The sequence below is a fragment of the Kitasatospora sp. NPDC058048 genome (assembly GCF_042885555.1).
Taxonomy (GTDB): Bacteria; Actinomycetota; Actinomycetes; order Streptomycetales; family Streptomycetaceae; genus Kitasatospora; species Kitasatospora lactacystinica.
Genome location: NZ_JBHVRT010000008.1, coordinates 190,461 through 209,566 on the forward strand (window position 1 = coordinate 190,461; position 19,106 = coordinate 209,566).

The 19,106-nt window shown below is 73.7% G+C and carries 20 protein-coding genes; 10 read left to right on the plus strand and 10 right to left on the minus strand.

Annotation, left to right across the window (positions count from 1 at the left end; translation table 11 throughout):
- Window positions 1-2: 2 nt before the first annotated feature.
- From ACFVVA_RS11330 to ACFVVA_RS11340, 3 genes are all read right to left on the minus strand, one after another.
- A complete protein-coding gene (locus ACFVVA_RS11330) occupies window positions 3-521 on the minus strand; it encodes a universal stress protein (RefSeq protein ID WP_380545787.1) in 519 nt (172 codons plus the stop codon).
- A gap of 94 nt (window positions 522-615) precedes the next feature.
- On the minus strand, window positions 616-1,233 hold the full coding sequence (locus ACFVVA_RS11335; protein ID WP_387688149.1) for a hypothetical protein: 618 nt from the start codon (window positions 1,231-1,233) through the stop codon (window positions 616-618).
- 102 nt (window positions 1,234-1,335) lie between these two features.
- On the minus strand, window positions 1,336-1,773 hold the full coding sequence (locus ACFVVA_RS11340) for a hypothetical protein (protein WP_387688151.1): 438 nt from the start codon (window positions 1,771-1,773) through the stop codon (window positions 1,336-1,338).
- A gap of 722 nt (window positions 1,774-2,495) precedes the next feature.
- Here ACFVVA_RS11340 and ACFVVA_RS11345 point away from each other — a divergent pair.
- The 4 genes from ACFVVA_RS11345 (at window position 2,496) to ACFVVA_RS11360 (ending at window position 5,787) form a co-directional block, all read left to right on the plus strand.
- A complete protein-coding gene (locus ACFVVA_RS11345; protein ID WP_387688153.1) occupies window positions 2,496-3,203 on the plus strand; it encodes a DUF1062 domain-containing protein in 708 nt (235 codons plus the stop codon).
- A gap of 257 nt (window positions 3,204-3,460) precedes the next feature.
- A complete protein-coding gene (locus tag ACFVVA_RS11350; RefSeq protein WP_387688155.1) occupies window positions 3,461-4,102 on the plus strand; it encodes an alpha-ketoglutarate-dependent dioxygenase AlkB in 642 nt (213 codons plus the stop codon).
- Window positions 4,103-4,237: 135 nt separating this feature from the next.
- Window positions 4,238-4,996 (plus strand): VOC family protein, encoded by a 759-nt coding sequence (locus tag ACFVVA_RS11355; protein ID WP_387688157.1) that lies wholly within the window; start codon window positions 4,238-4,240, stop codon window positions 4,994-4,996.
- A gap of 179 nt (window positions 4,997-5,175) precedes the next feature.
- Window positions 5,176-5,787, plus strand: coding sequence for a hypothetical protein (locus tag ACFVVA_RS11360; RefSeq protein ID WP_387688159.1), 612 nt, complete (start codon window positions 5,176-5,178; stop codon window positions 5,785-5,787).
- A gap of 111 nt (window positions 5,788-5,898) precedes the next feature.
- Here ACFVVA_RS11360 and ACFVVA_RS11365 read toward each other — a convergent pair whose 3' ends face one another.
- The 3 genes from ACFVVA_RS11365 to ACFVVA_RS11375 all read right to left on the minus strand — a co-directional run bounded on the left by ACFVVA_RS11365 (window position 5,899) and on the right by ACFVVA_RS11375 (window position 9,266).
- Complete coding sequence (locus ACFVVA_RS11365; RefSeq protein ID WP_359907610.1) at window positions 5,899-6,723, minus strand: carbohydrate ABC transporter permease; 825 nt, start codon at window positions 6,721-6,723, stop codon at window positions 5,899-5,901.
- A gap of 122 nt (window positions 6,724-6,845) precedes the next feature.
- Window positions 6,846-7,823 (minus strand): sugar ABC transporter permease, encoded by a 978-nt coding sequence (locus tag ACFVVA_RS11370; RefSeq protein ID WP_359907564.1) that lies wholly within the window; start codon window positions 7,821-7,823, stop codon window positions 6,846-6,848.
- A gap of 132 nt (window positions 7,824-7,955) precedes the next feature.
- Window positions 7,956-9,266, minus strand: a complete 1,311-nt coding sequence (locus ACFVVA_RS11375) for an extracellular solute-binding protein (protein ID WP_387688161.1) — start codon at window positions 9,264-9,266, stop codon at window positions 7,956-7,958.
- 326 nt (window positions 9,267-9,592) lie between these two features.
- Here ACFVVA_RS11375 and ACFVVA_RS11380 point away from each other — a divergent pair, with 326 nt between their 5' ends.
- Window positions 9,593-10,399 (plus strand): IclR family transcriptional regulator, encoded by an 807-nt coding sequence (locus tag ACFVVA_RS11380; RefSeq protein ID WP_359907558.1) that lies wholly within the window; start codon window positions 9,593-9,595, stop codon window positions 10,397-10,399.
- A 290-nt stretch (window positions 10,400-10,689) separates the two neighbouring features.
- A complete protein-coding gene (locus ACFVVA_RS11385) occupies window positions 10,690-11,412 on the plus strand; it encodes an alpha/beta hydrolase family protein (RefSeq protein WP_387688163.1) in 723 nt (240 codons plus the stop codon).
- A gap of 39 nt (window positions 11,413-11,451) precedes the next feature.
- Here ACFVVA_RS11385 and ACFVVA_RS11390 read toward each other — a convergent pair whose 3' ends face one another.
- Together ACFVVA_RS11390 and ACFVVA_RS11395 are read right to left on the minus strand one after the other, a co-directional pair.
- Window positions 11,452-11,979, minus strand: coding sequence for a universal stress protein (locus tag ACFVVA_RS11390; protein WP_387688165.1), 528 nt, complete (start codon window positions 11,977-11,979; stop codon window positions 11,452-11,454).
- A 234-nt stretch (window positions 11,980-12,213) separates the two neighbouring features.
- Window positions 12,214-12,942, minus strand: coding sequence for a TetR/AcrR family transcriptional regulator (locus tag ACFVVA_RS11395; RefSeq protein WP_387688167.1), 729 nt, complete (start codon window positions 12,940-12,942; stop codon window positions 12,214-12,216).
- A gap of 144 nt (window positions 12,943-13,086) precedes the next feature.
- Here ACFVVA_RS11395 and ACFVVA_RS11400 point away from each other — a divergent pair, with 144 nt between their 5' ends.
- Window positions 13,087-13,917: an MOSC domain-containing protein gene (locus ACFVVA_RS11400; RefSeq protein WP_387688169.1), complete on the plus strand. Its 831-nt coding sequence runs from the start codon at window positions 13,087-13,089 to the stop codon at window positions 13,915-13,917.
- Between the two features lie 96 nt (window positions 13,918-14,013).
- Here ACFVVA_RS11400 and ACFVVA_RS11405 read toward each other — a convergent pair whose 3' ends face one another.
- Window positions 14,014-14,406 (minus strand): ribonuclease, encoded by a 393-nt coding sequence (locus tag ACFVVA_RS11405; RefSeq protein WP_380356563.1) that lies wholly within the window; start codon window positions 14,404-14,406, stop codon window positions 14,014-14,016.
- 280 nt (window positions 14,407-14,686) lie between these two features.
- On the opposite strand from ACFVVA_RS11405, the gene ACFVVA_RS11410 reads away from it, so the two are divergent.
- Window positions 14,687-16,249, plus strand: coding sequence for a carboxyl transferase domain-containing protein (locus ACFVVA_RS11410; protein ID WP_387688172.1), 1,563 nt, complete (start codon window positions 14,687-14,689; stop codon window positions 16,247-16,249).
- A gap of 566 nt (window positions 16,250-16,815) precedes the next feature.
- Window positions 16,816-17,190, plus strand: coding sequence for a transglycosylase SLT domain-containing protein (locus tag ACFVVA_RS11415; RefSeq protein ID WP_387688174.1), 375 nt, complete (start codon window positions 16,816-16,818; stop codon window positions 17,188-17,190).
- Window positions 17,191-17,426: 236 nt separating this feature from the next.
- Here the strand turns inward: ACFVVA_RS11415 and ACFVVA_RS11420 are convergent, their stop codons facing one another.
- Complete coding sequence (locus ACFVVA_RS11420; RefSeq protein ID WP_387688176.1) at window positions 17,427-17,885, minus strand: HD domain-containing protein; 459 nt, start codon at window positions 17,883-17,885, stop codon at window positions 17,427-17,429.
- A 286-nt stretch (window positions 17,886-18,171) separates the two neighbouring features.
- On the opposite strand from ACFVVA_RS11420, the gene ACFVVA_RS11425 reads away from it, so the two are divergent.
- On the plus strand, window positions 18,172-19,098 hold the full coding sequence (locus ACFVVA_RS11425; protein ID WP_359907535.1) for an AEC family transporter: 927 nt from the start codon (window positions 18,172-18,174) through the stop codon (window positions 19,096-19,098).
- Window positions 19,099-19,106 lie beyond the last annotated feature (8 nt).

A 19,106-nucleotide genomic window follows, 5' to 3' on the forward strand; every position in this document is an offset into this window, starting at 1 on the left:
CGTCAGGCCGCAGCGAGCTCCCGCAGGTCGATGCCGCGGTGCAGCGCGCGCAGATCCTCGTGCAGCGTGGACGGCGGAACGGCGAGCACCCCGCAGCGGGCCCGGTTCACACAGCGCCGGGCGATCGAGCGGCGCGTCAGCCCGCGCAGCCTGACCCGCAGGCCGCCCTGCTCGCCGGTGCTGACCACCAGCAGGTCGCCCGGGCGGTCGGCCAGCCCGGTCAGCACCGTCGCGACCTCGCCGCGCACGACCAGCGGCTGCACCGGCACCCCGATCGGCAGCCCGCCGAACGCCTGCTCCAGCGCGCTCTCCATCCGCGCCTCGGCGAGTTCCTGCCAGGCGCGCAGCAGCGGCGGGCAGGGCCGGGCGCGGTAGTTGCGCTCACCGCCGACCGGCGTCCAGGCGAGCACCGGCACCAGGACGGCCCCCCGGGCCCGGGCCTCCTCGGCCGCCCGGTGCAGGGCGGTCAGGCTGTGCAGTGAACCGCTGACTCCGACGATGACGCGGGCGCCGTCCGACATGATCCTTCACTTTCCGATGCCAAAACTCTTCAATGTCTGCGATTAGATTGCCACATCCTCTTTTGGCCTGCAAATCGAAGGCATTCACTGAATATCACCTTGCATCGCCCGGCATATCCATGCCCTGGCCACCACTCGGACGGACCTCCTGGAGCAACCCCCAGGTGAAGTCGGCCTCGCACGGGCGCAGCCGTCCATCGGCATCCGGGATCGCGAAGTCCAGCCGGAACCTGGTCGGCGCACTGCCCTCGCGCGGCACCGCGGACGGGAACGCGGCCCCGACGTCACCCACCACGCAGCTCCACGGCGCGAGATCGGCCGGCGTGCGCAGCGCGGGCACCGGGGAGCCCGCCGCCCGCACCAGCCACTCGTTCAGCAGCGGCCCACCGATCTCCGCCGGGCCGAGCAGGACCTCGAAGCGCAACTCGGGCCAGAGCGGCAGCACCCACTGGCGCGCCACGCAGTCCAGATCCCCGATCCGACGCGGCACACTCGCCCCGGCCGGCCCGAGCACGGCCGCGTACCGGGCCGCACCGCGCGGGAAGCCGGGCGCGCGGACCATCGCCTGCCAGCGCTTGTTGGCCTCACGCATCGAGGCCCGGGTGGCGCCGAGCCGCCGCACCGCCCCCTCCACCAGCCCGGGCTGGAAATCGGCCATCCGGCGCAGCAGCACCAGCTGGAACTCGGTGACCCCGAAGCCGTTGATCGCCATGTCGGAAGCCTAGACGGGAGCGGGCAACCGGCCGCTCGACCGGCCGGCGGCCGCCCCGGTACCGTCGCCGGCGCCCGGGGCGGCGGTGCGTCCCGCGCCCGGTCAGGAGATCTGGACGGTGACCTTCCAGTTGATGACCCACGGCGGGCAGATCGAGCCGCGGTCCGGCACGCAGCGGCCGATCGCGGTGACGGCGCCCGTCCCGGCGGCCGTCACCGAGAAGGTCCCGTGGGAGTCGCCGTTGGCCTCGGCACTGCCCGCCGTCTGCGAGAGCAGGGCGGGCGTCGAGGTGCCCAGGGCGTACCAGTACCAGGTCACCGGGTAGTCGCGCGCCACGAGGATCTCCACCTGCACGGTGTCCCCCACGTGCGCCTGGACGGTCGTTCCGCCGTCCGCACCGGAGATGGTGACGGTGGCGGGCGCGGGGTCGGGGGCCGCGGCGGACACGGACGCGGCGGGTGCGGCGGGTGCGACGGTCGCGGCGCTCAGCGTCAGGGCGAGGGCGGCGGCGGGCACGGCGAGCAGTCTCAGGGCATTCACGGCACTCCCGGTACTCGGAGGATCGGCGCTCGGAGGATCGGCGCCCGGAGCCTCCCGTCTACCGGTCGCCCGTACCGCCTGACAACGGTCTCCGGCCACCGCCGGACGAAGCTGCGTCGAACGGACGCCCCCACCGACCGTCGATCGCCGTAGCGGCCCTCCTCCGCCGCCGGGGAACACGCCCTGGCCCCGCGGGCCCGGCACATGCGACCGGTCGAGGCGGTCGTCACCCGGGTCGCCCTGCGACCTGCGCGAAGCTCGGCGTCGGCTCGCGCGGGGAGCCGGCGGCGCCGGCCCGACGACGTTGGTCCGAAAAAATCGGTTGCGGGGGAGCGCGGCCCGGATCACGATGTGCGGCATGTACCTGTGCTGACAACTGCCACGTAGCAACTCACCCTCACGCGATCGACCTCTGCGCCGGGCCACCGGCCGCGCGCCGAGTCGATGACACGCGCGCTCACGCGATCGACCGCCCTTGGCGCTCGGCCATGCCGCCATGCGGCCATGCGGCCATGTCCCGAGGCGATGAGACGCGCTGTCGCGAGTTGCCACGGAGAGACACGACCTGTCGCGCGATCGACCTCGGGACGCCCGCCATGCGGCCATCCGCCCCGAGGCGATGACACGCGCCCTCATGAGCACTCGTCAGATCCCAGGAGCCCCCGGCCGATCCAGCCGATCCGGCCTGCGCGCGTTCCTGCTGAACCAGGAAACAGACCACCATGCATACCGAACGCAAGGCCCGCTGGGCCGTGCGCCAGTCCGCGCTGCCCACCGTCGTCCGCAGCTGCCCGGACTGCTCCAGCACGCGGCACCGGCCCTCGGGCAAGATCCGTGTCAACGCCAACGGCAAGCTCCTCGACGTCTGGCTGCTGCTCAGCTGCGCGGGCTGCGACCGGACCTCGAAGGTGCCCGTCCACGAGCGCGTCCACACGTCGTCGCTGGAACCCGCCCGCAGGGAGGCGTACGAGAACAACGACCTCGCCGTGGTGCGGGAACTGACGATGAGTGCGTCGCTCGCCGCCAAGAACGGCTACAGCCTCGACTGGAGCGGCACCTGGGAGCTGGAGGCACGCACGCCGCTCCACGCGATCGACGATCCGACCCCGCTGACGGTGCTGGTGAGCTTCGAGCTGCCGGTCCCGGTCCGGGTCGAACGCCTGCTCATGTCCGGCCTCGGCCTCAGCCGAAGCCGGGTCCGCCGGATGGTCGCGGACGGCCGCATCCGCCTGCCGCTCGCCCCGGACGCCAAGACGCGCCGCGACTTCGAGCTGACGGTCCACGCTCCGGCGGCGACCCTGGCTCGGCTCGCGGCTCCGGTCGCGGCGTCGCGGCGGGAGGCGGTGCGGCGGGAGGCGGTGCGCGAACTCGGCGCCCCCGACGCCGTCGAGGCGCCGCTGCACCTGCCGCGCGCGGTGTCCGGGGCGTAGGCCGACGGCTCGGTACGGGGCGGTACCCGCCCGCGCGGCTCACGGACTCGCCGTTCGTGAGCCGCGCGGCGGGCTCCCGCGTGATGGATCCAGCCCCCTCCGGCGCCGTCACGGCCTACGATCCGCCGACCCTGTTGGAGCTGGACCTCGACCCGCACGGGCGGGTCCGGTTCGACCTGACCGACGAGGGCGGCGGCACGGCCCGAAACCCTCCAGTCATTCGAGCATATGTTCGAATCAAGGCGTACGCTGGCCCCATGCACGGCACCGTCCACCTCCAGCCCTCGCTGTTCGACGACGCGGACCGCGGCGGCCTCCGCCTCGGCCCGCTCACCGGCCTGCGGCGGCAGCCGCTCGGCGACGGCGCCTGGCTGGACCTGCTCCCGGGCTGGCTGCACGGAGCCGACGAGCTGTTCGAACAACTGGCCGCCGACGTGCCGTGGCGGGCCGAGCGCCGCGAAATGTACGAACGAACGGTCGACGTCCCGCGCCTGCTGGCCTCCTACCCGGCGCAGGCCGAACCGCCGCACCCGGTGCTCGGCCTGGCCCGGACGGCGCTGAGCCGGCACTACGCCCAGGAGCTGGGCGAGCCGTTCCGCACCCTCGGCCTGTGCTACTACCGGGACGGCCGGGACAGCGTGGCCTGGCACGGCGACCGGATCGGGCGCGGCGCCCGCGAGGACACCATGGTGGCGATCCTCTCCGTCGGCGAGCCGCGCACCCTGGCGCTGCGGCCCCGGTCCGGCGGCGGGCCCGTCGTCCGCCACCCGCTCGGGCACGGGGACCTGGTCGTGATGGGCGGCTCCTGCCAGCGCACCTGGGAGCACGCGATCCCCAAGACGGCCCGCCCGGTGGGCCCGCGGATCAGCGTCCAGTTCCGGCCGCACGGAGTGTCCTGATCCCCCGCTTGCCGCGCACCCGCCGGGCGCGGAGGCTGGCGGGTGGGGCCGGTGGCGACGAACGCCGAAGGCCGAACGCCGGGCACCGGGCACCGGGCACCGGGCACCGGGCACCGGGCCCGCCAGGAGGGTCGCATGCCGAAACCGGGCAACTACCGTGCCGGGGTACCGTGCTGGGTCGTTCTCACCACGCCGGACACCGCACGGGCCGAGGCCTTCTACGGCGCGCTGTTCGACTGGGAGTTCGTTCCGACCGGCCCCGCCGAGGCGGTGGCCACCCGGTACGGCGCCCAGGTCGCGGCCGTCGAACGGGCCCGGCCGACCGACCCGCCCGCCACCTGGACCACCTTCCTCGCCTGCCCCGATCCGTCGCGCACCCTCGCCGCGATCCTGGCTGCTGGCGGCCGCCTCGCCCGCGAGCCGTACGAGGTGCCCGAGCAGGGCCGCGCCGCGCTCGCCGTCGACCCGCTCGGCGCCCGCTTCGGACTCTGGCAGGCCGGCACCATCGACGGCGCCGGCCTGGTCGACGAGCCGGGCTCGCTCGCCTGGAACGAGCACCTCTCCCCCGACCCCGACGCCGCCCGGGCCTTCTACCACCGGGTCCTCGGCTACGGCTACGACCGGCCGCGGGAGGGACACACCCTCGCCCGGGTGGCCGGCCTGCCCGCCTGCAGCATCGGCCCCGCCGGCCCGGGCGCCGAGGCGCGCTGGCTGGTCCACTTCGCGACCGGGGACACCGACCGCACGGCCGACCGGCTGCGCGCCCTCGGCGGCACGGTCGTCACCGGTCCGGCGCCGGCGCCGTTCGGCCGCACCGCACTGGTCCGGGACGACGCCGGCGCGGAGTTCGTGCTGGTCGCCGTCCCGACCCGGGACTCCGCGGCGGCGGCCTGAGCCCGCCCCGGCCGAACCGGCCACCGATCCACCCGTCCGCGCACCCGAACGCGGGCCCGGAGCGCCGCCTCCCGTCCGTCAAGTTGCCTTCCTGGCAAGACCGTTCGGCGCACCCACCGGTGTCCGAGGACGACCGACCCGCCGAACCCGCTGTCCGTTGCGACCGCTACCGTGCTGCCATGAGTTCCTTCCTGCGCGCGTACCTGGTCGACCCCGCGGAGCTCCGTGTCCGCGTCGGCAGCGGCAACGACGGGGCGCTCGACGAGGCCCTCGCATACTTCGGCCCGTCCCTGGACAGGTCCGACGAGCACTTCGCCGACAAGATCGCGCTGGGCGCGCCGACCGCCCTGGAGGCGCTGCGCGCCGTGGTGCACGGCGGCCCCTTCTCCGCGGACGCGGACCACGCCTTCCAGTACGGCTACGCGTACCGGCGGCTGTGCTGGCTCGTCGGGCAGCCCCTGGAGGTCGACTCCTTCGGACCGTTCCGGGGCAACTGGCTGGAGGTGGTCGACGACGGCCTGAGGGCGTACGGGATCACGGCCGTCTCGGTCGCGGACTTCCAGTACGGCGGCGGCCTTCCGGCCGAACTGCCCTCCTGCGACGTGCCGTCCTGCAGCACCTGGCCGGCCGAGGACTGCCGCAGGGCACTGGAGCAGTTCGAACGGGCCGAGCGCGAGGGCCGTACCCCGGCGCCGGAGCGCGAGGTGGCCGAGGCCGTCGCGGAGGTCGTCGGCTGGCTCCGGCTCGCGCAGCGCCGGAAGGGTGCCGACGTCGTCGGCTTCGTCTCCTGAACCGCCCGACTTCCTCGGCCGCTCGGCCTTCTGCCCCTCCCCTCCCGGGCCCGAACGGCCGAGGGAGTCCCGCCGACGGCGGGACTCCCGGGTGCGCGGCCTCGGCGGACGTCAGTCCTTCACCGCGCCGGCAAGTCCGGAGACCAGCTTGCGCTGCACCGCGATGAAGAAGATCAGCACCGGCACGGTCATCAGCGTGGATGCCGCCATGATGCCGCCCCAGTCGTTCTCGTCCGGCTTGAAGAAGACCAGCAGCGCCGAGGGCAGCGTCTGGTTCTGGGTGGCGCTGATGATGAAGGTCTTGGCGAAGACGAAGTCGTTCCACGCCGCGATGAAGGAGAACACGCTGGTCGCGGCGAGTCCCGGCGCCACCAGCGGCAGCAGGATCCGCCACAGGATGCGGGTCCGGCCGGCCCCGTCGATCTGCGCCGCCTCCTCGATCGAGACCGGGACGGCCGCGACGAAGCCGCGCATCATCCAGATCCCGAACGGCAGCGAGAACGCCAGCTGCACCAGAACCAGCGAGGCCAGGGTGTTCAGCCCCACGCCCGGGGCGAACCGCCCGGCGTCGCGGAACATGAAGAACAGCGGGATGGTCAGCGCCTCGACCGGGATCATCTGGGCGATCAGGAACATCACCATGATGGTGGTGCGGAACTTGAAGCGGAACCTGGTCACGGCCACCGCCGCCAGGAAGACCACGATCGCCGACAGCACCACCACCGACAGCGCGACCACCAGGCTGTTCACGAAGTAGCGGCCGAATCCGTCGACGCTGAGCACCTGCCGGAAGCTCTCCAGCGTGGGGTGGGCGGTCCACGGCCTGGGGTCGAGGGACTGGATCTCGCCCTTGGGCTTGAAGGCCGAGAGCACCATCCAGAAGATCGGGAACGCGGTGACCACCGCCAGCACGATCGCACCGGTGTTGGCGGCCAGCCGCCAGCGGCCACGGGCGTTCCGACCGCGGGGGTTCCGGCCGCGGGCGTTGCCGGCCGGCTTCACGGCGGCCGGCTTCACGGCGGTCGGCTTCACGGTGGCCGGGGAGGAGTTCGCCGGGCTCACAGTTCGTTCCCCGTCCGTCGCAGCGTGCGGATGTACAGGACCGTCGGGATCACCAGGATCAGCAGCATGATCACGCCGATCGCCGCGCCCAGCCCGTACTGCGAGGAGGCGAACGCCTTCTGGTACGCGTACACGTTGAGCACCAGGTTCTGGCCGGCGATGCCGCCGCCCTCGGTCATCACGTAGATCTGGGTGAATACCTTGAAGTCCCAGATCACCGACTGGATGACCACGATGGTCAGGATCGGCCGCAGCATCGGCGCGGTGATCCGGCGGAAGGTCGTCCAGGTGTTGGCGCCGTCCAGGGCGGCCGCCTCCATGATCTCCTCCGGGATCGCCCGGATGCCCGCGTAGAGGGTGACCATCACGAACGGGTAGGAGTGCCACACCACCACGGCGCCGACGATCAGGAACGCCGTCCACTTGTCGTAGAACCAGTTGAACTCGTGGAAGCCGGAGAGCCCGAGCCCCTCCAGGGTGTGGTTGACCAGACCGAGGTTGGTGTCGAACAGGAAGCTCCACACCGTCGAACCGGTCATCGCGGGCGCCGCCCAGGCGGCCATCGCCGCGGTGGTCAGCACCAGCCGCGGCCACCGGCCGACCTTGGTGAGCAGCACCGCGAGAGTGGCACCGACCGCCAGGGTGGCGACCACGCAGAACGCGGCGAAGCCGATGGTCTGGAACAGCACCGTCCAGAACTGCTCGTCCTCCAGGATCTTCGTGTAGTTGCCGAAGCCGACGAAGGAGGTCGGGACGCCGCCGGAGGCCTGGGCCTGCCCGAAGTCGAGGACGGACAGCAGGCCCAGCTGGTAGATCGGGTAGGCGACCAGCGGGATCAGAATGACCGCGGCCGGCAGGAGCAGCAGCAGCGGGGGCCGCCGGCGCCGGCCGCCCGGGGGTGCGGCCGGCGCCTTTCCCCCACGGCGCCTCTGCGGGGAAGGCGGCGCCGGGGCGGTCGAGGTGGATACGGACACGTGCGGGACCTGCTCTCTGAGACGAACCGGGAGGGGGGCCGTCCGTGCGCGGCCGGTGGCCGACGGTGCGGTGCCGGCGGTGCGGTGCCGGCGGCTCGGGGCCGGCGACGGTGCGCCGCCGGCGGCCGGCCGTCAGTGCGCGGCGAAGGCCGAGGAGATCTGCGCGGCGGCGTCGGCCGAGGCCTTGGCCACGTCGGCCTTGCCGGTGACGACCTGCTGGAGCATCGTCGGGATCACCGACTGGGCGTCGATCTGCGCCCACGCCTGGTCGAGCGGGACGAACCTGGTGCCGGCCGCGATGGTGTCGGTGAAGGGCTTCAGGAACGCGTCCTTCGCCGCCACCTTGCCGCTGACGGACTTGAGCGTCGGCAGGTTGCCCATCGCGTCGTACATCTGCTCCTGGTACGCGGGGCTCGCCAGCAGCTCGGCGAACTCGACGGCCAGCGTGCGGTGCTTGGCCGCCTTCATCACGCCCAGGTTGTTGCCGCCGGCGAAGGCCGGGGCGATCGAGCCGGGCTTCTCGCCGGGCAGCGGCACCACGCCGTACTTGCCCTTGACCGCGCCCGCGTCCACCTTGCTGCGGTTGGAGTTGAGCAGCACCGCCATCGCCGACTTGCCGGCCGCGAACAGGTCCACGGTCTTGCCACCGGTCAGGTCCGCGCACTGCTGGGCGGGGCAGCCGTCCGCGCCGAACAGGTCGGTGTAGCGCTTGATCCCGGCCTGCGAGGCGGGCGAGGCGATCGCCGCCTTGAACGCGGCGCCGTCCTTGGCGGCGATGTCGCCGCCCGCGTCCCAGACGAAGGGCAGCGCGGCGAAGGTGTACTTGCCGCCGACGGCGATGCCGAAGGTGTCCGGGTGGGCGGCGTGGATCTTCTGGTTGGCCGCGACCAGCTCGGCGTACGAGGTCGGCGGGGTGAGGCCGGCCTCGGTGAACAGGTCGGTGCGGTAGTACAGCGCGCGCACGCCGACCCACCAGGGCAGGCCGTAGGTCTTGCCGTCCACCACGGCGGTCTTGGCGATCGCCGGGTCGAGGTCGCCCTTGTCCTGCCACTTGTCCAGGTCGGCGGTGATGTCGGCGAGGCCGCCGGCGGCGACGTAGCCGGGCAGGTCGGTGTTGCCGAACTCGACCAGGTCGGGGGCGCTGTTCGGGTCGTTGAAGGCGCCCTTCATCTTGGCGGCTCGGGCCGAGGCATCGGTGTCGATGTAGCTGACGTTGACGGTGGCGCCCTGGTGGGAGGCCTGGAACTCGGCCACGGCCTTGGAGATCACGGCCTCCTTGGCCGCGTTGCCTGCCTCGTTGTACAGCCAGACCTGCACGGTGCCGGTCCGGTCGTCGGCGGCCTTGTCGCTCGCCGGCGCGGCGGTGCCGGGGGCACAGGCGGTGGCGGCCAGGCAGCCGGCGGCGAGCACGGCGGCTGCGGCGGTCCGTCCGATGAGTCGCATGGTGGAGACCTCCCCTCCCGACAGCTGCCGCTGAGACGTCCGCCGCCGGGGACGGGCACGTCGAAGCAGGCCCTGACCGGGGCCGATGGTGGGTGAAGTGGTGGGGGTACGGCAGGGCGCAGCGCTCGGGTGGGGCGTCGTCGCCTGCTCGATGGCAGGGACGTTAGGCGGGGCCTATCGGCGCCAACAAGAGGGAGTTGGTGAAAGTTTTGCACTGCACAACGTTGTATCGAAGATGCGGCGATCGGGTCGCGAACGGGTACGTTCTGACAACCGCCGCCGACCTGCGGGGGAACACCGGCAGAACGACACCAGGGAACGGACCCATGACGGAGACGGCGCCCAAGAAACCCGCGACCGAACGCAACCAGTCCTCCTCGCTGCGCCGCGCCCTCGCCGTCCTCGGCTACGTCCGCGACCACGGCGACCGGCGCGGCGTCCCGCTCGCCCAGCTCGCCGACGGCCTCGGCCTCAACAAGAGCACCGTGCTGCGACTGGCCGGCCCCCTGCTGGACGAGCACCTCCTCGACCGGGACCGCGAGACCGGCTGGTTCCGGCTCGGCCACGGCTCGCTGCGGCTCGGTCAGGCCTACCTGACCACCCTCGACCTGCGCAGCGTCGCCGCCGAGCACCTGCGCCGGCTCCAGCGCGAGGCCGGCGAGACCGTCCACCTGACCGTCTGGCAGGCCCCCGGGATCGTCTACCTGGACAAGGTCGAGGACGAGACCAACGTCCGGATGGCCTCCCGGGTCGGCAGCCGGGCTCCCGCCTACTGCACAGCCACCGGAAAGGCGATCCTGGCCTGGCTGCCCGAGGAGGCCGTCGCCGAGGTGGTCGCGGCCGGGCTGCGCCCGGTCACCGCCTGGACCATCGCCGACGAGCCCCGGCTCCGCGCCGACCTCGCCCGCATCCGCGCCCGCGGCTACTCGATCGACGACCGCGAGAACGAGCCCGAGGTCCGCTGCGTCGCCGCCCCGATCTTCGACCACACCGGCGAGGTCACCGCGGCCCTCTCCGTCTCCGGCCTCACCTCACGGATGACCGCCGCCCGGGTCCGCGCCCTCGGCCCGGTCGTCGCCCAGGTCGGGCTGCGGATCTCCCGCGAACTCGGCTCCGACCGCCAGCCGTCCTGAACGCCGGGCCTCGGGCCGGCTCTCGCCCGGCCCTCGCCCGGCCGCAGTCAGGCCCTCGCCCGGCCGGGGTCCTGCCCCCCCCGGAAACGCGGACAGGGCCCGGCGCCGTTTGCACGGCACCGGACCCTGTCCGATTTCGGAGCGCCAGGCCCGGGTCGCACGGACTCTTCCTACTGAAAGTAGGACGTGCTCTGGTAGCACCACTGACGCCTGAGGAGGAATCGCTCCCTCGCAACGAGAAGTACAGTACCAGCTCCGTGATCATTCAACGAATCGGAGGGAAATCCCGGATGACGAACGCTCGGCTCCGGACGGTTCCGTACACCGCCGGACGACTGACGGACATCCACCTTCCTGCCTCCGGCGCCACCGGGCCGGCCCCCGTCGTGCTGCTCTGGCACGGCAACGGCCCGAACGAGCGCGATGTGCTGCGGCCACTGGCCCAGGAGGCCGCCGGGCTGGGGCTGCTGGTGCTCGTCCCGGACTGGGACGCCACGCAGCCGGACGGCGGCAGTGCCGAACTGCTCGCCTCGCTGGCCCGGGCCCGCCCGATCGCCACCGAGTACGGCGGGGACCCGACGCGCCTCGTCCTGGCCGGCTGGTCGATGGGCGGCCGCGAGGCGATCGCGGTGGCCACCCACCCCGACACCCCCGCCGAACTGCGCCCCGCCGCCGCGGTCGGTATCGCCTCCCACTACTCGACCAGGGCCGTCACCACCGGCGAGGCCCCGCTCGACCACCTGGCGGCCACCCCCTCCCCCGTCCCGCTCCGGCTGGTCCACGGCACGGCGGACGAGATCGTGGACGTCGAGCACACCCGGCAGTTGAGCGCTGCTCTTACAAAGCAGATGTCGGCGGTACGGACCCTCGAACTCCCCACCGACCACGCCGGCGTGGTGATGACCGCCTACCGTCCCGAGGCCCGCCGCTGCCTCCCGGCCACCGATGCCGCCACCCTGGCCGCCGGCCGACGGACCGCCGCCGTCCTCGCCGAGGCGGCCGGGCTGTCGTAGGCCCGCCTCGGGCTCCCGCCCGCCGGGCCACGCGGGCCGCTAACCGTTCCCCGCCGCCGGCTCCCGCAGCCCATGGCCGCGTTCCAGCGCCTCCAGGTCGCGCTGCAGCGGTGGGCGCGGGACGGCCAGGACCGGGCAGGTGGCGTGCCGAACGCAGTAGGCGGTGACCGAGGGGTGCACCAGCCGGGCGAGGCGGCCGCGCTCCCGGCCGGCGCCGAGGACGAGCAGGTCCCCGGGCCGGTCGGCGCACCGCACCAGCGTGTGGCCGGTGTCGCCGCGAACGGTCTGGCAGCGCAGGCGGACGCCCGCGTAGCGTCCGGCGAAGGCCTCGTCGAGGGCCTGCCGCAGCCGGGCCACGGCGGCGTCGCGGCCGGCCTCGATCACCGGCGGGCACGGGGTCCGGCGGTAGCCGAGTTCGTCGCCGGGCGGGGTCCAGCAGAGCACCGCGAGCACCTCGACGTCCGTGCGGCGGGCCTCGGCCACCGCGTGGTGCAGCGCGGCGAGGCTGCCGAGCGAGCCGCTGATGCCGACCACGATCCGGCCCTCGTCGGTACCACTGTCCGCCATGGCTCCGCCCCTGCCTCTCCGTCCGGCCGCGCGCGGATGCCCTGGTGCCCGGGTGCCAAGGTGCCCGGGTGCCCGCGCACTGGACCGGACCGCCCTGGCCCGTGCCGCACCGGACCGCGCCGATTCCACCCCAGCAAAGCGGTCCGCGCCCGTACGGCACCGCCCGTTGACGCGGCTCTGACGTGGAGCCCGCCGTTCCGTACGCGTCCCTGATGCCGCGCGGGCGAGGCGCGCTCAGCGCTCCGGCGACTCCTGCCGCTCCTGCCGCCCCGGTTGCTTCTGCGACTCCGGCTGCTCCGGCGCCCCCGCCTCCCAGAGGTCTGCGAACATCCGGTCCAGGTGCTCCTCCCCGATCGGCGGGACCGGCAGCGGATGGGCGGCCCGGGCGCGGAAGCCGTCGAGCAGGAGGGCGAGGTAGCGGCGCCAGAGGTCGGGGCGCAGCTCGGTGGCGGCGGGCAGGGCACGGCAGAGCGGGCCGAGGAGGAAGAGCAGGTCCATGGTGACCACGTCTCGGCGCATGGTGCCCTGCTCCTGGGCACGGGCGATCAGGGCGCCGACGGTGGAGGCGTGCCGGCGGCTGATCTCGATCATTCCGGGGATGGCCGGGATGGCCTGGGTGACCAGGTCGTTGATGCCCCGGTCGGCGGCGACCAGCTCGAAGATCCGCCCGAAGTACCGTTCGAGGCCGCTCCAGGCGTCCTCGGCGGCGAGCGCCTCCTCACCTGCGGCGGCCAGGCCGCCCCCGGCGTCCTCGAACACCTCGGCGATCAGCGCCTCGCGGGTCGGGAAGTGCCGGTAGAGGGTGGCGTTGCCGACGCCGGCCTCCTTGGCGATCTGGTCCAGCGGCACGTCGAGGCCGTGCCGGGAGAACATGTCGCGGGCGGCGGCGAGCAGCTGGTCACGGTTGCGCTGCGCGTCCCGCCGGAGCCGCCCCGGGGGGTTCGCGCTGCTCGGTGGTGCCATGCCCCGACCCTAGCAAGCGCCGGGCTCGCCCACCGGGCACCGCCCACCAGCCCCGCCGAGCCGCTCAACTACCCTGTGGGGTCGACGAGATGGATGGTACGCAGGCGCAGAACGGTGCGCCTGCACGAAGGGGGCGACCAAGCGATGGCCACGGTGACGGAGCTGCGGTACTACCCGGTCAAGGGCTGCGCCGGGGTGACGGCCGCGCAGGCGGAGCTCACCCGGGCCGGGCTGGCCCATGATCGGGAGTTCATGGTGGTGGACGAGGAGGGCGTGTTCCGCTCCCAGCGCCGGGACCCGGTCCTGGCCACCGTCCGCCCGGCGGTGACGCGGGACGGCCGCTCACTGACGCTGACCGCCTCCGGGATGGAGCCGCTGTCGGTGACGGTGGACACCGAGGGCCCGCGCCGCGAGGTGCGGCTGTTCCACCTGCCGTTCCTCGGCATCGATCAGGGCAAGGAGGCCGCCGACTGGCTGTCCGAGGTGCTGGGCTCGCGCGGCCGGCTGGTCCGGGTGCCGCCGGAGCACGACCGGGTGACCACCGGGCTGACCCCGGGGACCTCGGGCTACGCGGACAGTTGCGCCGTGCTCCTGGTGTCGCACTCCTCGCTGAAGCACTTCAACGGGCTGTCCGGCGAGCTCTCCGACGCTCGGCCGGTGCCCATGGACCGGTTCCGCGCGAACCTGGTGGTGGACGGCTGGAGCGAACCGCACACCGAGGACCTGGCCCGCAGGATCGAGGTGGGCGAGGCCGAACTGGGCTACGCCAAGCTGGCGATCCGCTGCGCCGTGACGACGCTGGACCAGTCCAGCGGCACCAAGGCGGGGCCGGAGCCGCTGCGCACCCTGGCCCGGTACCGTCGGGCGGCTGCGGGCGGGGTGGCGTTCGGCAGCAAGTTCGCGGTGCTGCGGCCCGGCACGCTGCGGGTGGGGGACGAGCTGACGGTGGGCGCCTGGGGGCCGTCCGAGCTCTGAGCCCGGCGCGACCCGCACGGCGGTGACCTCGGCGGGGAAGCGGGCCGGGGCCACCGTCGCGCCGGAAGCGTTCCGGGACGGTCGGTCAGTGGAGGTTCAGCAGGTCTGGTCGATCAGCGAGAACGTGGCGTAGTGGTCGCCGGTGTAGTAGTCCTCCTGGTAGGACCGGCCGGTCACGATCCGGCGGGCGCCGCGGGTCGGGGAGCCCGGGGTGATGACGGTGTACTCGTGGTAGTAGCCGTAGGACTCACCGGGCAGGACGCCCTCCCGGTTCTGGAAGACCACACCGTCCTGGGAGTAGGGGAAGGGGCCACCGGAGGCGATCAGGTCGAGGGTGTCGGCGGCCTGCGACGGGAGGGCGGAGAGGCAGACCGTTCCGCTCACGTCGGCGTGCGCGTCGGTGGCGACGGCGACCGGGGCGAGGGTCATCAGGGCGACGGCGGTGACGGCGGCGGCGCGGGACTTCCACGCGCGTAGAGTGCGAGTCATGCCCCTCAGTGTGGCGGGACACCGTCAACTCTGGAAGCCTTCGGGAAAACTATTAACCAGTGAGTAACCCCCCTTTACCTGCGGAGACTTGAGCCGTACGCCGACCACCGCACCCCGCCCCCGGGGCCACCCGCACGATGCCCACGAACCGCCCGGCCGACACAAGGGTCGACCGTCATCGAACTCAAGTCGGAGCTGTCCCGCCCGGACCGGGCCGCATAGAGTGCCCCGTAGCGTGGCGGATCACGGCAGGGCCGGAACGATCTCTGACGGGGTGGGCATGGGTACGGGCTCGGGCACGGCACTGACGGCCCACCAGCTGATCGGACTGCTGGTCGACCCCGACGGCTTCCGCAGCTGGGACGAGCCGCCGGCCGACGACCGGGCCGACCCCGGCTACCGCGCCTCGCTCGACCGCGCCCGTGAGCGCACCGGCCTGGACGAGGCCGTCCTCACCGGCCTCGGCCTGATCGGCGGCCGGCCGGTCGCCCTCATCGCCTCCGAGTTCGGCTTCCTCGGCGGCTCGATCGGCGTCGCCACCGCCGAGCGGATCACCCGCGCCGTCGAACGCGCCACCGCCGAGCGGCTGCCGCTGCTCGCCCTGCCGGTCTCCGGCGGGACGCGTATGCGGGAAGGGTCGGCGGCCTTCCTCTGCATGCTGCGGATCACCGCCGCCGTCCAGGCGCACCGCGCCGCCGGCCTCCCCTATGTCACCTATCTGCGCAACCCCACCATGGGCGGGGTCTTCGCCTCCTGGGGCACGCTCGGGCAGCTGGTCCTCGCCGAGCCGGGCGCCCGGCTCGGCTTCCTCGGCCCGCGGGTGTACGAGGAACTGCGCGGCGTGGAGCTGCCGCCGGACGTCCAGCGGGCCGAGACGCTCGCCGGCCAGGGGCTGGTGGACGCCGTCGTGCCGCCGCAGGAACTGCGCGAACTGCTCCGCCGCGCGCTGACCGTGCTCGCCGCCGCACCGCCGGCCCCTTCCTCCGGCCCCGGGTCCGCGCCCGCTCCCACGCCCACTCCCAAGCCCGTGCCCGAGGCCGTGCCCGAGGCCGAGGCCGACCCGGACGCCCCCGGACACCCGGACGCCTGGGACTCCGTCCGCCGCACCCGTCGCCCCGACCGCCCGGGCGCCCGCGAACTGCTGCGGCACACCACCGAGGAACTGGTGCTGCTGGACGCCCCCGGCGGGCGCGGCGGCGCGCTCGTCCGGGCACTGGCCGTGCTCGGCGGGCGGCCCGTGCTGGTCGTCGGCCAGCAGCGGCAGACCCTCGAGCACGAGCGCCCCTTCACCGCCGCCGACCTGCGGGCCGTACGGCGCACCGCGCGCCTGGCCGAACAGCTCGGGCTGCCACTGGTCACCGTGGTGGACACGGCCGGCGCCGAACTGTCGGCGCGGGCCGAGCTGGACGGCATCGCGGTGGAGATCGCCCACTGCCTCACCACCCTGCTCGCGCTGCGCACGCCCGTCCTGGCCGTACTGCTCGGCCAGGGCTCGGGCGGCGGGGCGCTCGCGCTGCTCCCGGCGGACCGGGTGATCGCCGCCGAGCACGCCTGGCTGGCACCGCTGCCGCCGGAGGGCGCCTCGGCGATCGTCCACCGGGACGGCTCGCACGCCGCCGAGCTGGCCCGCTCCCAGGGGATCGGGGCGCGTCACCTGGCCGAGGTCGGGCTGGTCGACGAGGTGGTTCCGGAGCTGCCGGACGCCTCCGAGGAGCCGGAGGCCTTCTGCGCCCGGCTCGGGCAGGCGGTCGGCGCGGCGCTCGGCGCCCTGGCTGCCACCACCGAAACGGACCGGCTCGCGGCCCGGGCCGCCCGGCACCGGCGCCTGGGCGACCTTCGCTAGCCGTCCACCACGGCGGCTCGGCTCCGGTCCCGCCGCGACCGCGTGACACCGGCATCGGCACGGCCAGGGCAATGTGGCCCCGGTCTCAGCACCACGGTGTGGCCCCGGTCTCAAGGCAGCGTTGATCATCTGCACCCACCGTGCGGCCGCCGGACCGGCGAGTGACGCCCCCCGAGCCCCGAACGGTGAGTGCGCTCACACGTGATCAACGACTACGACGGACGGTAGTGGACACCCCGGCGGCACCCGCGCCACCCCGGCACTCCCCGCGTTCCCGCAGCTCAGCACCGGTCGGCAGGCTTCGCGCGACCGGCCCTTCGAATCCACGGCGTCCCGTTCCGTACGACCGCGGGTCGTACCGAGCGGGTCTTGGCGACGGCCGATCCGGTCTGGCAACAATGGCTTCCATCGCCAGCCGCACCGGCTCCTGTCCCGCCGGTGGACGGCTTCCTGATCGCGTCGCACCCCGCAACCGTTCGGCCCCTGTCGGGCCGTGGTCCTGGGCGGGGAGCGACCGGCCCAACCCGATTGAGGTCCTCTTCTTCATGCCCGCTTTCAAGCTCCGCATGCGCACTTCCGCCGCGATTCTCGCCGGCGCCGCCGGTCTGACCGCCCTGGGCGCGGGTGTCCTGCCCGCTACCGCGAACGCCGCCACCGCCTCCCCGCAGGCCATCGCCGCCCAGATCGTCCCGGCCAACCAGCTGGCGTCCTTCAACCAGATCATCGCCCACGAGTCCAGCTGGAACGTGACCGCGACCAACCCGAGCTCGGGCGCGTACGGCCTGGCCCAGGCACTGCCGGGCTCCAAGATGGCCACGCACGGCGCGGACTGGAAGACCAACCCGACCACCCAGATCAAGTGGGCGCTGGACTACATGAACACCCGCTACGGCAGCCCGAACGCCGCCTGGAACTTCTGGCAGACCCACCACTGGTACTAAGCCGACCCCGTCGGCCCACCGACCACCGCCGTCACCTGACCACTCCCCCTCACCCCGGGGGTCGGACAGGGACCACCGGGGTGCCCGAGAGGGCCCGGACCCGCGCGACCCGCGTGGTCCGGGCCCTCTCCTGGTTCTCCGGCGGCGGCCCGACCCGTGGACCTCCGTGCGCGGGCTACGCGCTCGCGGGCTTACGGCGTGCGGGCTTCGCGCTCGCGGGGCATGCCGGCGTACGGCTACAGCTCGCCGGTGAGTCCGAGCAGCTCGCGCATTCGCGCGTACTTGGCGGCCAGCCGCTCGGCGGTCGCCGGGTCCAGGGTGGCGAGGCGCGCCGGATCGGAGTTGTGCGCCAGGTCCGCGCGCTTGACCAGCAGCGCGCCCGGCGTGGCCAGGATGCGCGCGGTGTACTCCTCGACCGGCTCGTCCGGGCGCCGGGTGAGCGCGTCCACGATCGCCTTGGTCTCCTCCGGCAGCGCGGCCCCGGCCAGCCACTCCCGGCTCAGCCGGTCGTCCTCGACGGTGTCGTGCAGCCAGCCCGCCGCGATCTGCGCCGCACTGCCGCCGCGCGCCGCCGTCCCCCGGGCGACCGCCGCGATGTGCTCGCCGTACGGGTGGCCGTTCTTGTCCACCTGCCCCTGGTGGGCCCGGCGCGCGATCGCCTCCACCTCGGACAGGCTCAGGTACTGGTCCTCCATCGGGCCATCGTAGGCCCGGGCGATCGGCGCGGCTCCGGGCAGTCGGCGCCCGGGCGATCGGCCGGGCGCCGGTCCCTCGGCCCCGTCCCCTGCCGGCCGGCACCGTCCCGGACGGCCTGACTTGCTGGCGTGCTCGCGACAGACCCACTGATCGCCGCGCCCGCGGCCACTGGTTTACTGCCCCGGGGGTTCATGGGCTTCGGGGGGTCACCGCGCTCGGAAGTCGGCGCCCCCGACGGGACACCCCCGTCGCACCGGCAGACCCGTCCGAGCGATCCGAGGAACCATGCCAGCCCTGCATCCCCTGCTGTCCGCCTTCGCGCCGATCTGGGCGCTCACCGGCGTCGGCTACGTCGTCGGCCGCGCCGGGCTGCTCGGGCCGCACGCCGAGACGGTGCTCAACCGGTTCGTGTTCCACGTGGCGATGCCGGCCGCGCTGTTCCTGATGATCGCCCGCACCCCGCTGGACCGCTTCGCCAACGCCTCGATGCTCGCCTTCACCGCGGGCACCGCGGTCGCGATCGGCCTCGGGCTGCTCGCCGGGCGGCTGCTGTTCCACCGCAAGCCCGGCGAACTGGCCATCGGCGCGATGGCCTCCGGCTACGTCAACTCGGCCAACCTCGGCATCCCGGTGACCATGCAGGTCCTCGGCGACGCCTCTTTCGTGGCGCCCGTGGTGCTGTTCCAGATCCTGGTGGTCACCCCCGCCGTCCTGGCCGTCCTGGACGGTGGCGCGGCCGGCCGCCGGGCGCTGCTCACCCTGCCCGTCCGCAATCCGATCCTGCTGGCCACCGCGCTGGGCGCGGTCGTCTCGGCGACCGGCGTGCACCTGCCTGCCGAGCTGAATCGTTCCTGCGAACTGCTCGGCGGCGCCGGCGTCCCCACCGCGCTGATCACCCTCGGCCTCTCGCTGCACAACCGCCCACCGGCGGACGGCCGTCCGCGCCGCACCGAGGTCGGGCTGATCGTCGTGCTCAAGACCCTGGTCCAGCCGCTGGTCGCACTCGCCGTGGCCGGCCCACTGCTCCACCTGCCCGCCCACCAGCTCCTCACCGTGGTGCTGTTCTCGGCGCTGCCCACCGCGCAGAACGTGTACACCTACGCCCGCGAGTACCAGCGGGGCACCGCCCTCGCCCGGGACGCGGTGCTCTGGTCGACGCTCCTGTCGATGGCGACGCTGTCGGTGATCAGCTGGACCCTCGGCCCCGCGTAGTTCCGGCC

Bases quoted from the DNA above. Each gene is read 5' to 3' on its own strand.
- ACFVVA_RS11405 (WP_380356563.1), bottom strand. From the start codon at position 14,406: ATGACTCGCACTCTACGCGCGTGGAAGTCCCGCGCCGCCGCCGTCACC.
- ACFVVA_RS11350 (WP_387688155.1), top strand. From the start codon at position 3,461: ATGCACGGCACCGTCCACCTCCAGCCCTCGCTGTTCGACGACGCGGAC.
- ACFVVA_RS11380 (WP_359907558.1), top strand. From the start codon at position 9,593: ATGACGGAGACGGCGCCCAAGAAACCCGCGACCGAACGCAACCAGTCC.
- ACFVVA_RS11420 (WP_387688176.1), bottom strand. From the start codon at position 17,885: ATGGAGGACCAGTACCTGAGCCTGTCCGAGGTGGAGGCGATCGCGCGC.
- ACFVVA_RS11415 (WP_387688174.1), top strand. From the start codon at position 16,816: ATGCGCACTTCCGCCGCGATTCTCGCCGGCGCCGCCGGTCTGACCGCC.
- ACFVVA_RS11400 (WP_387688169.1), top strand. From the start codon at position 13,087: ATGGCCACGGTGACGGAGCTGCGGTACTACCCGGTCAAGGGCTGCGCC.
- ACFVVA_RS11360 (WP_387688159.1), top strand. From the start codon at position 5,176: ATGAGTTCCTTCCTGCGCGCGTACCTGGTCGACCCCGCGGAGCTCCGT.
- ACFVVA_RS11375 (WP_387688161.1), bottom strand. From the start codon at position 9,266: ATGCGACTCATCGGACGGACCGCCGCAGCCGCCGTGCTCGCCGCCGGC.
- ACFVVA_RS11410 (WP_387688172.1), top strand. From the start codon at position 14,687: ATGGGTACGGGCTCGGGCACGGCACTGACGGCCCACCAGCTGATCGGA.
- ACFVVA_RS11345 (WP_387688153.1), top strand. From the start codon at position 2,496: ATGCATACCGAACGCAAGGCCCGCTGGGCCGTGCGCCAGTCCGCGCTG.
- ACFVVA_RS11390 (WP_387688165.1), bottom strand. From the start codon at position 11,979: ATGGCGGACAGTGGTACCGACGAGGGCCGGATCGTGGTCGGCATCAGC.
- ACFVVA_RS11425 (WP_359907535.1), top strand. From the start codon at position 18,172: ATGCCAGCCCTGCATCCCCTGCTGTCCGCCTTCGCGCCGATCTGGGCG.
- ACFVVA_RS11385 (WP_387688163.1), top strand. From the start codon at position 10,690: ATGACGAACGCTCGGCTCCGGACGGTTCCGTACACCGCCGGACGACTG.
- ACFVVA_RS11395 (WP_387688167.1), bottom strand. From the start codon at position 12,942: ATGGCACCACCGAGCAGCGCGAACCCCCCGGGGCGGCTCCGGCGGGAC.
- ACFVVA_RS11335 (WP_387688149.1), bottom strand. From the start codon at position 1,233: ATGGCGATCAACGGCTTCGGGGTCACCGAGTTCCAGCTGGTGCTGCTG.
- ACFVVA_RS11355 (WP_387688157.1), top strand. From the start codon at position 4,238: ATGCCGAAACCGGGCAACTACCGTGCCGGGGTACCGTGCTGGGTCGTT.
- ACFVVA_RS11330 (WP_380545787.1), bottom strand. From the start codon at position 521: ATGTCGGACGGCGCCCGCGTCATCGTCGGAGTCAGCGGTTCACTGCAC.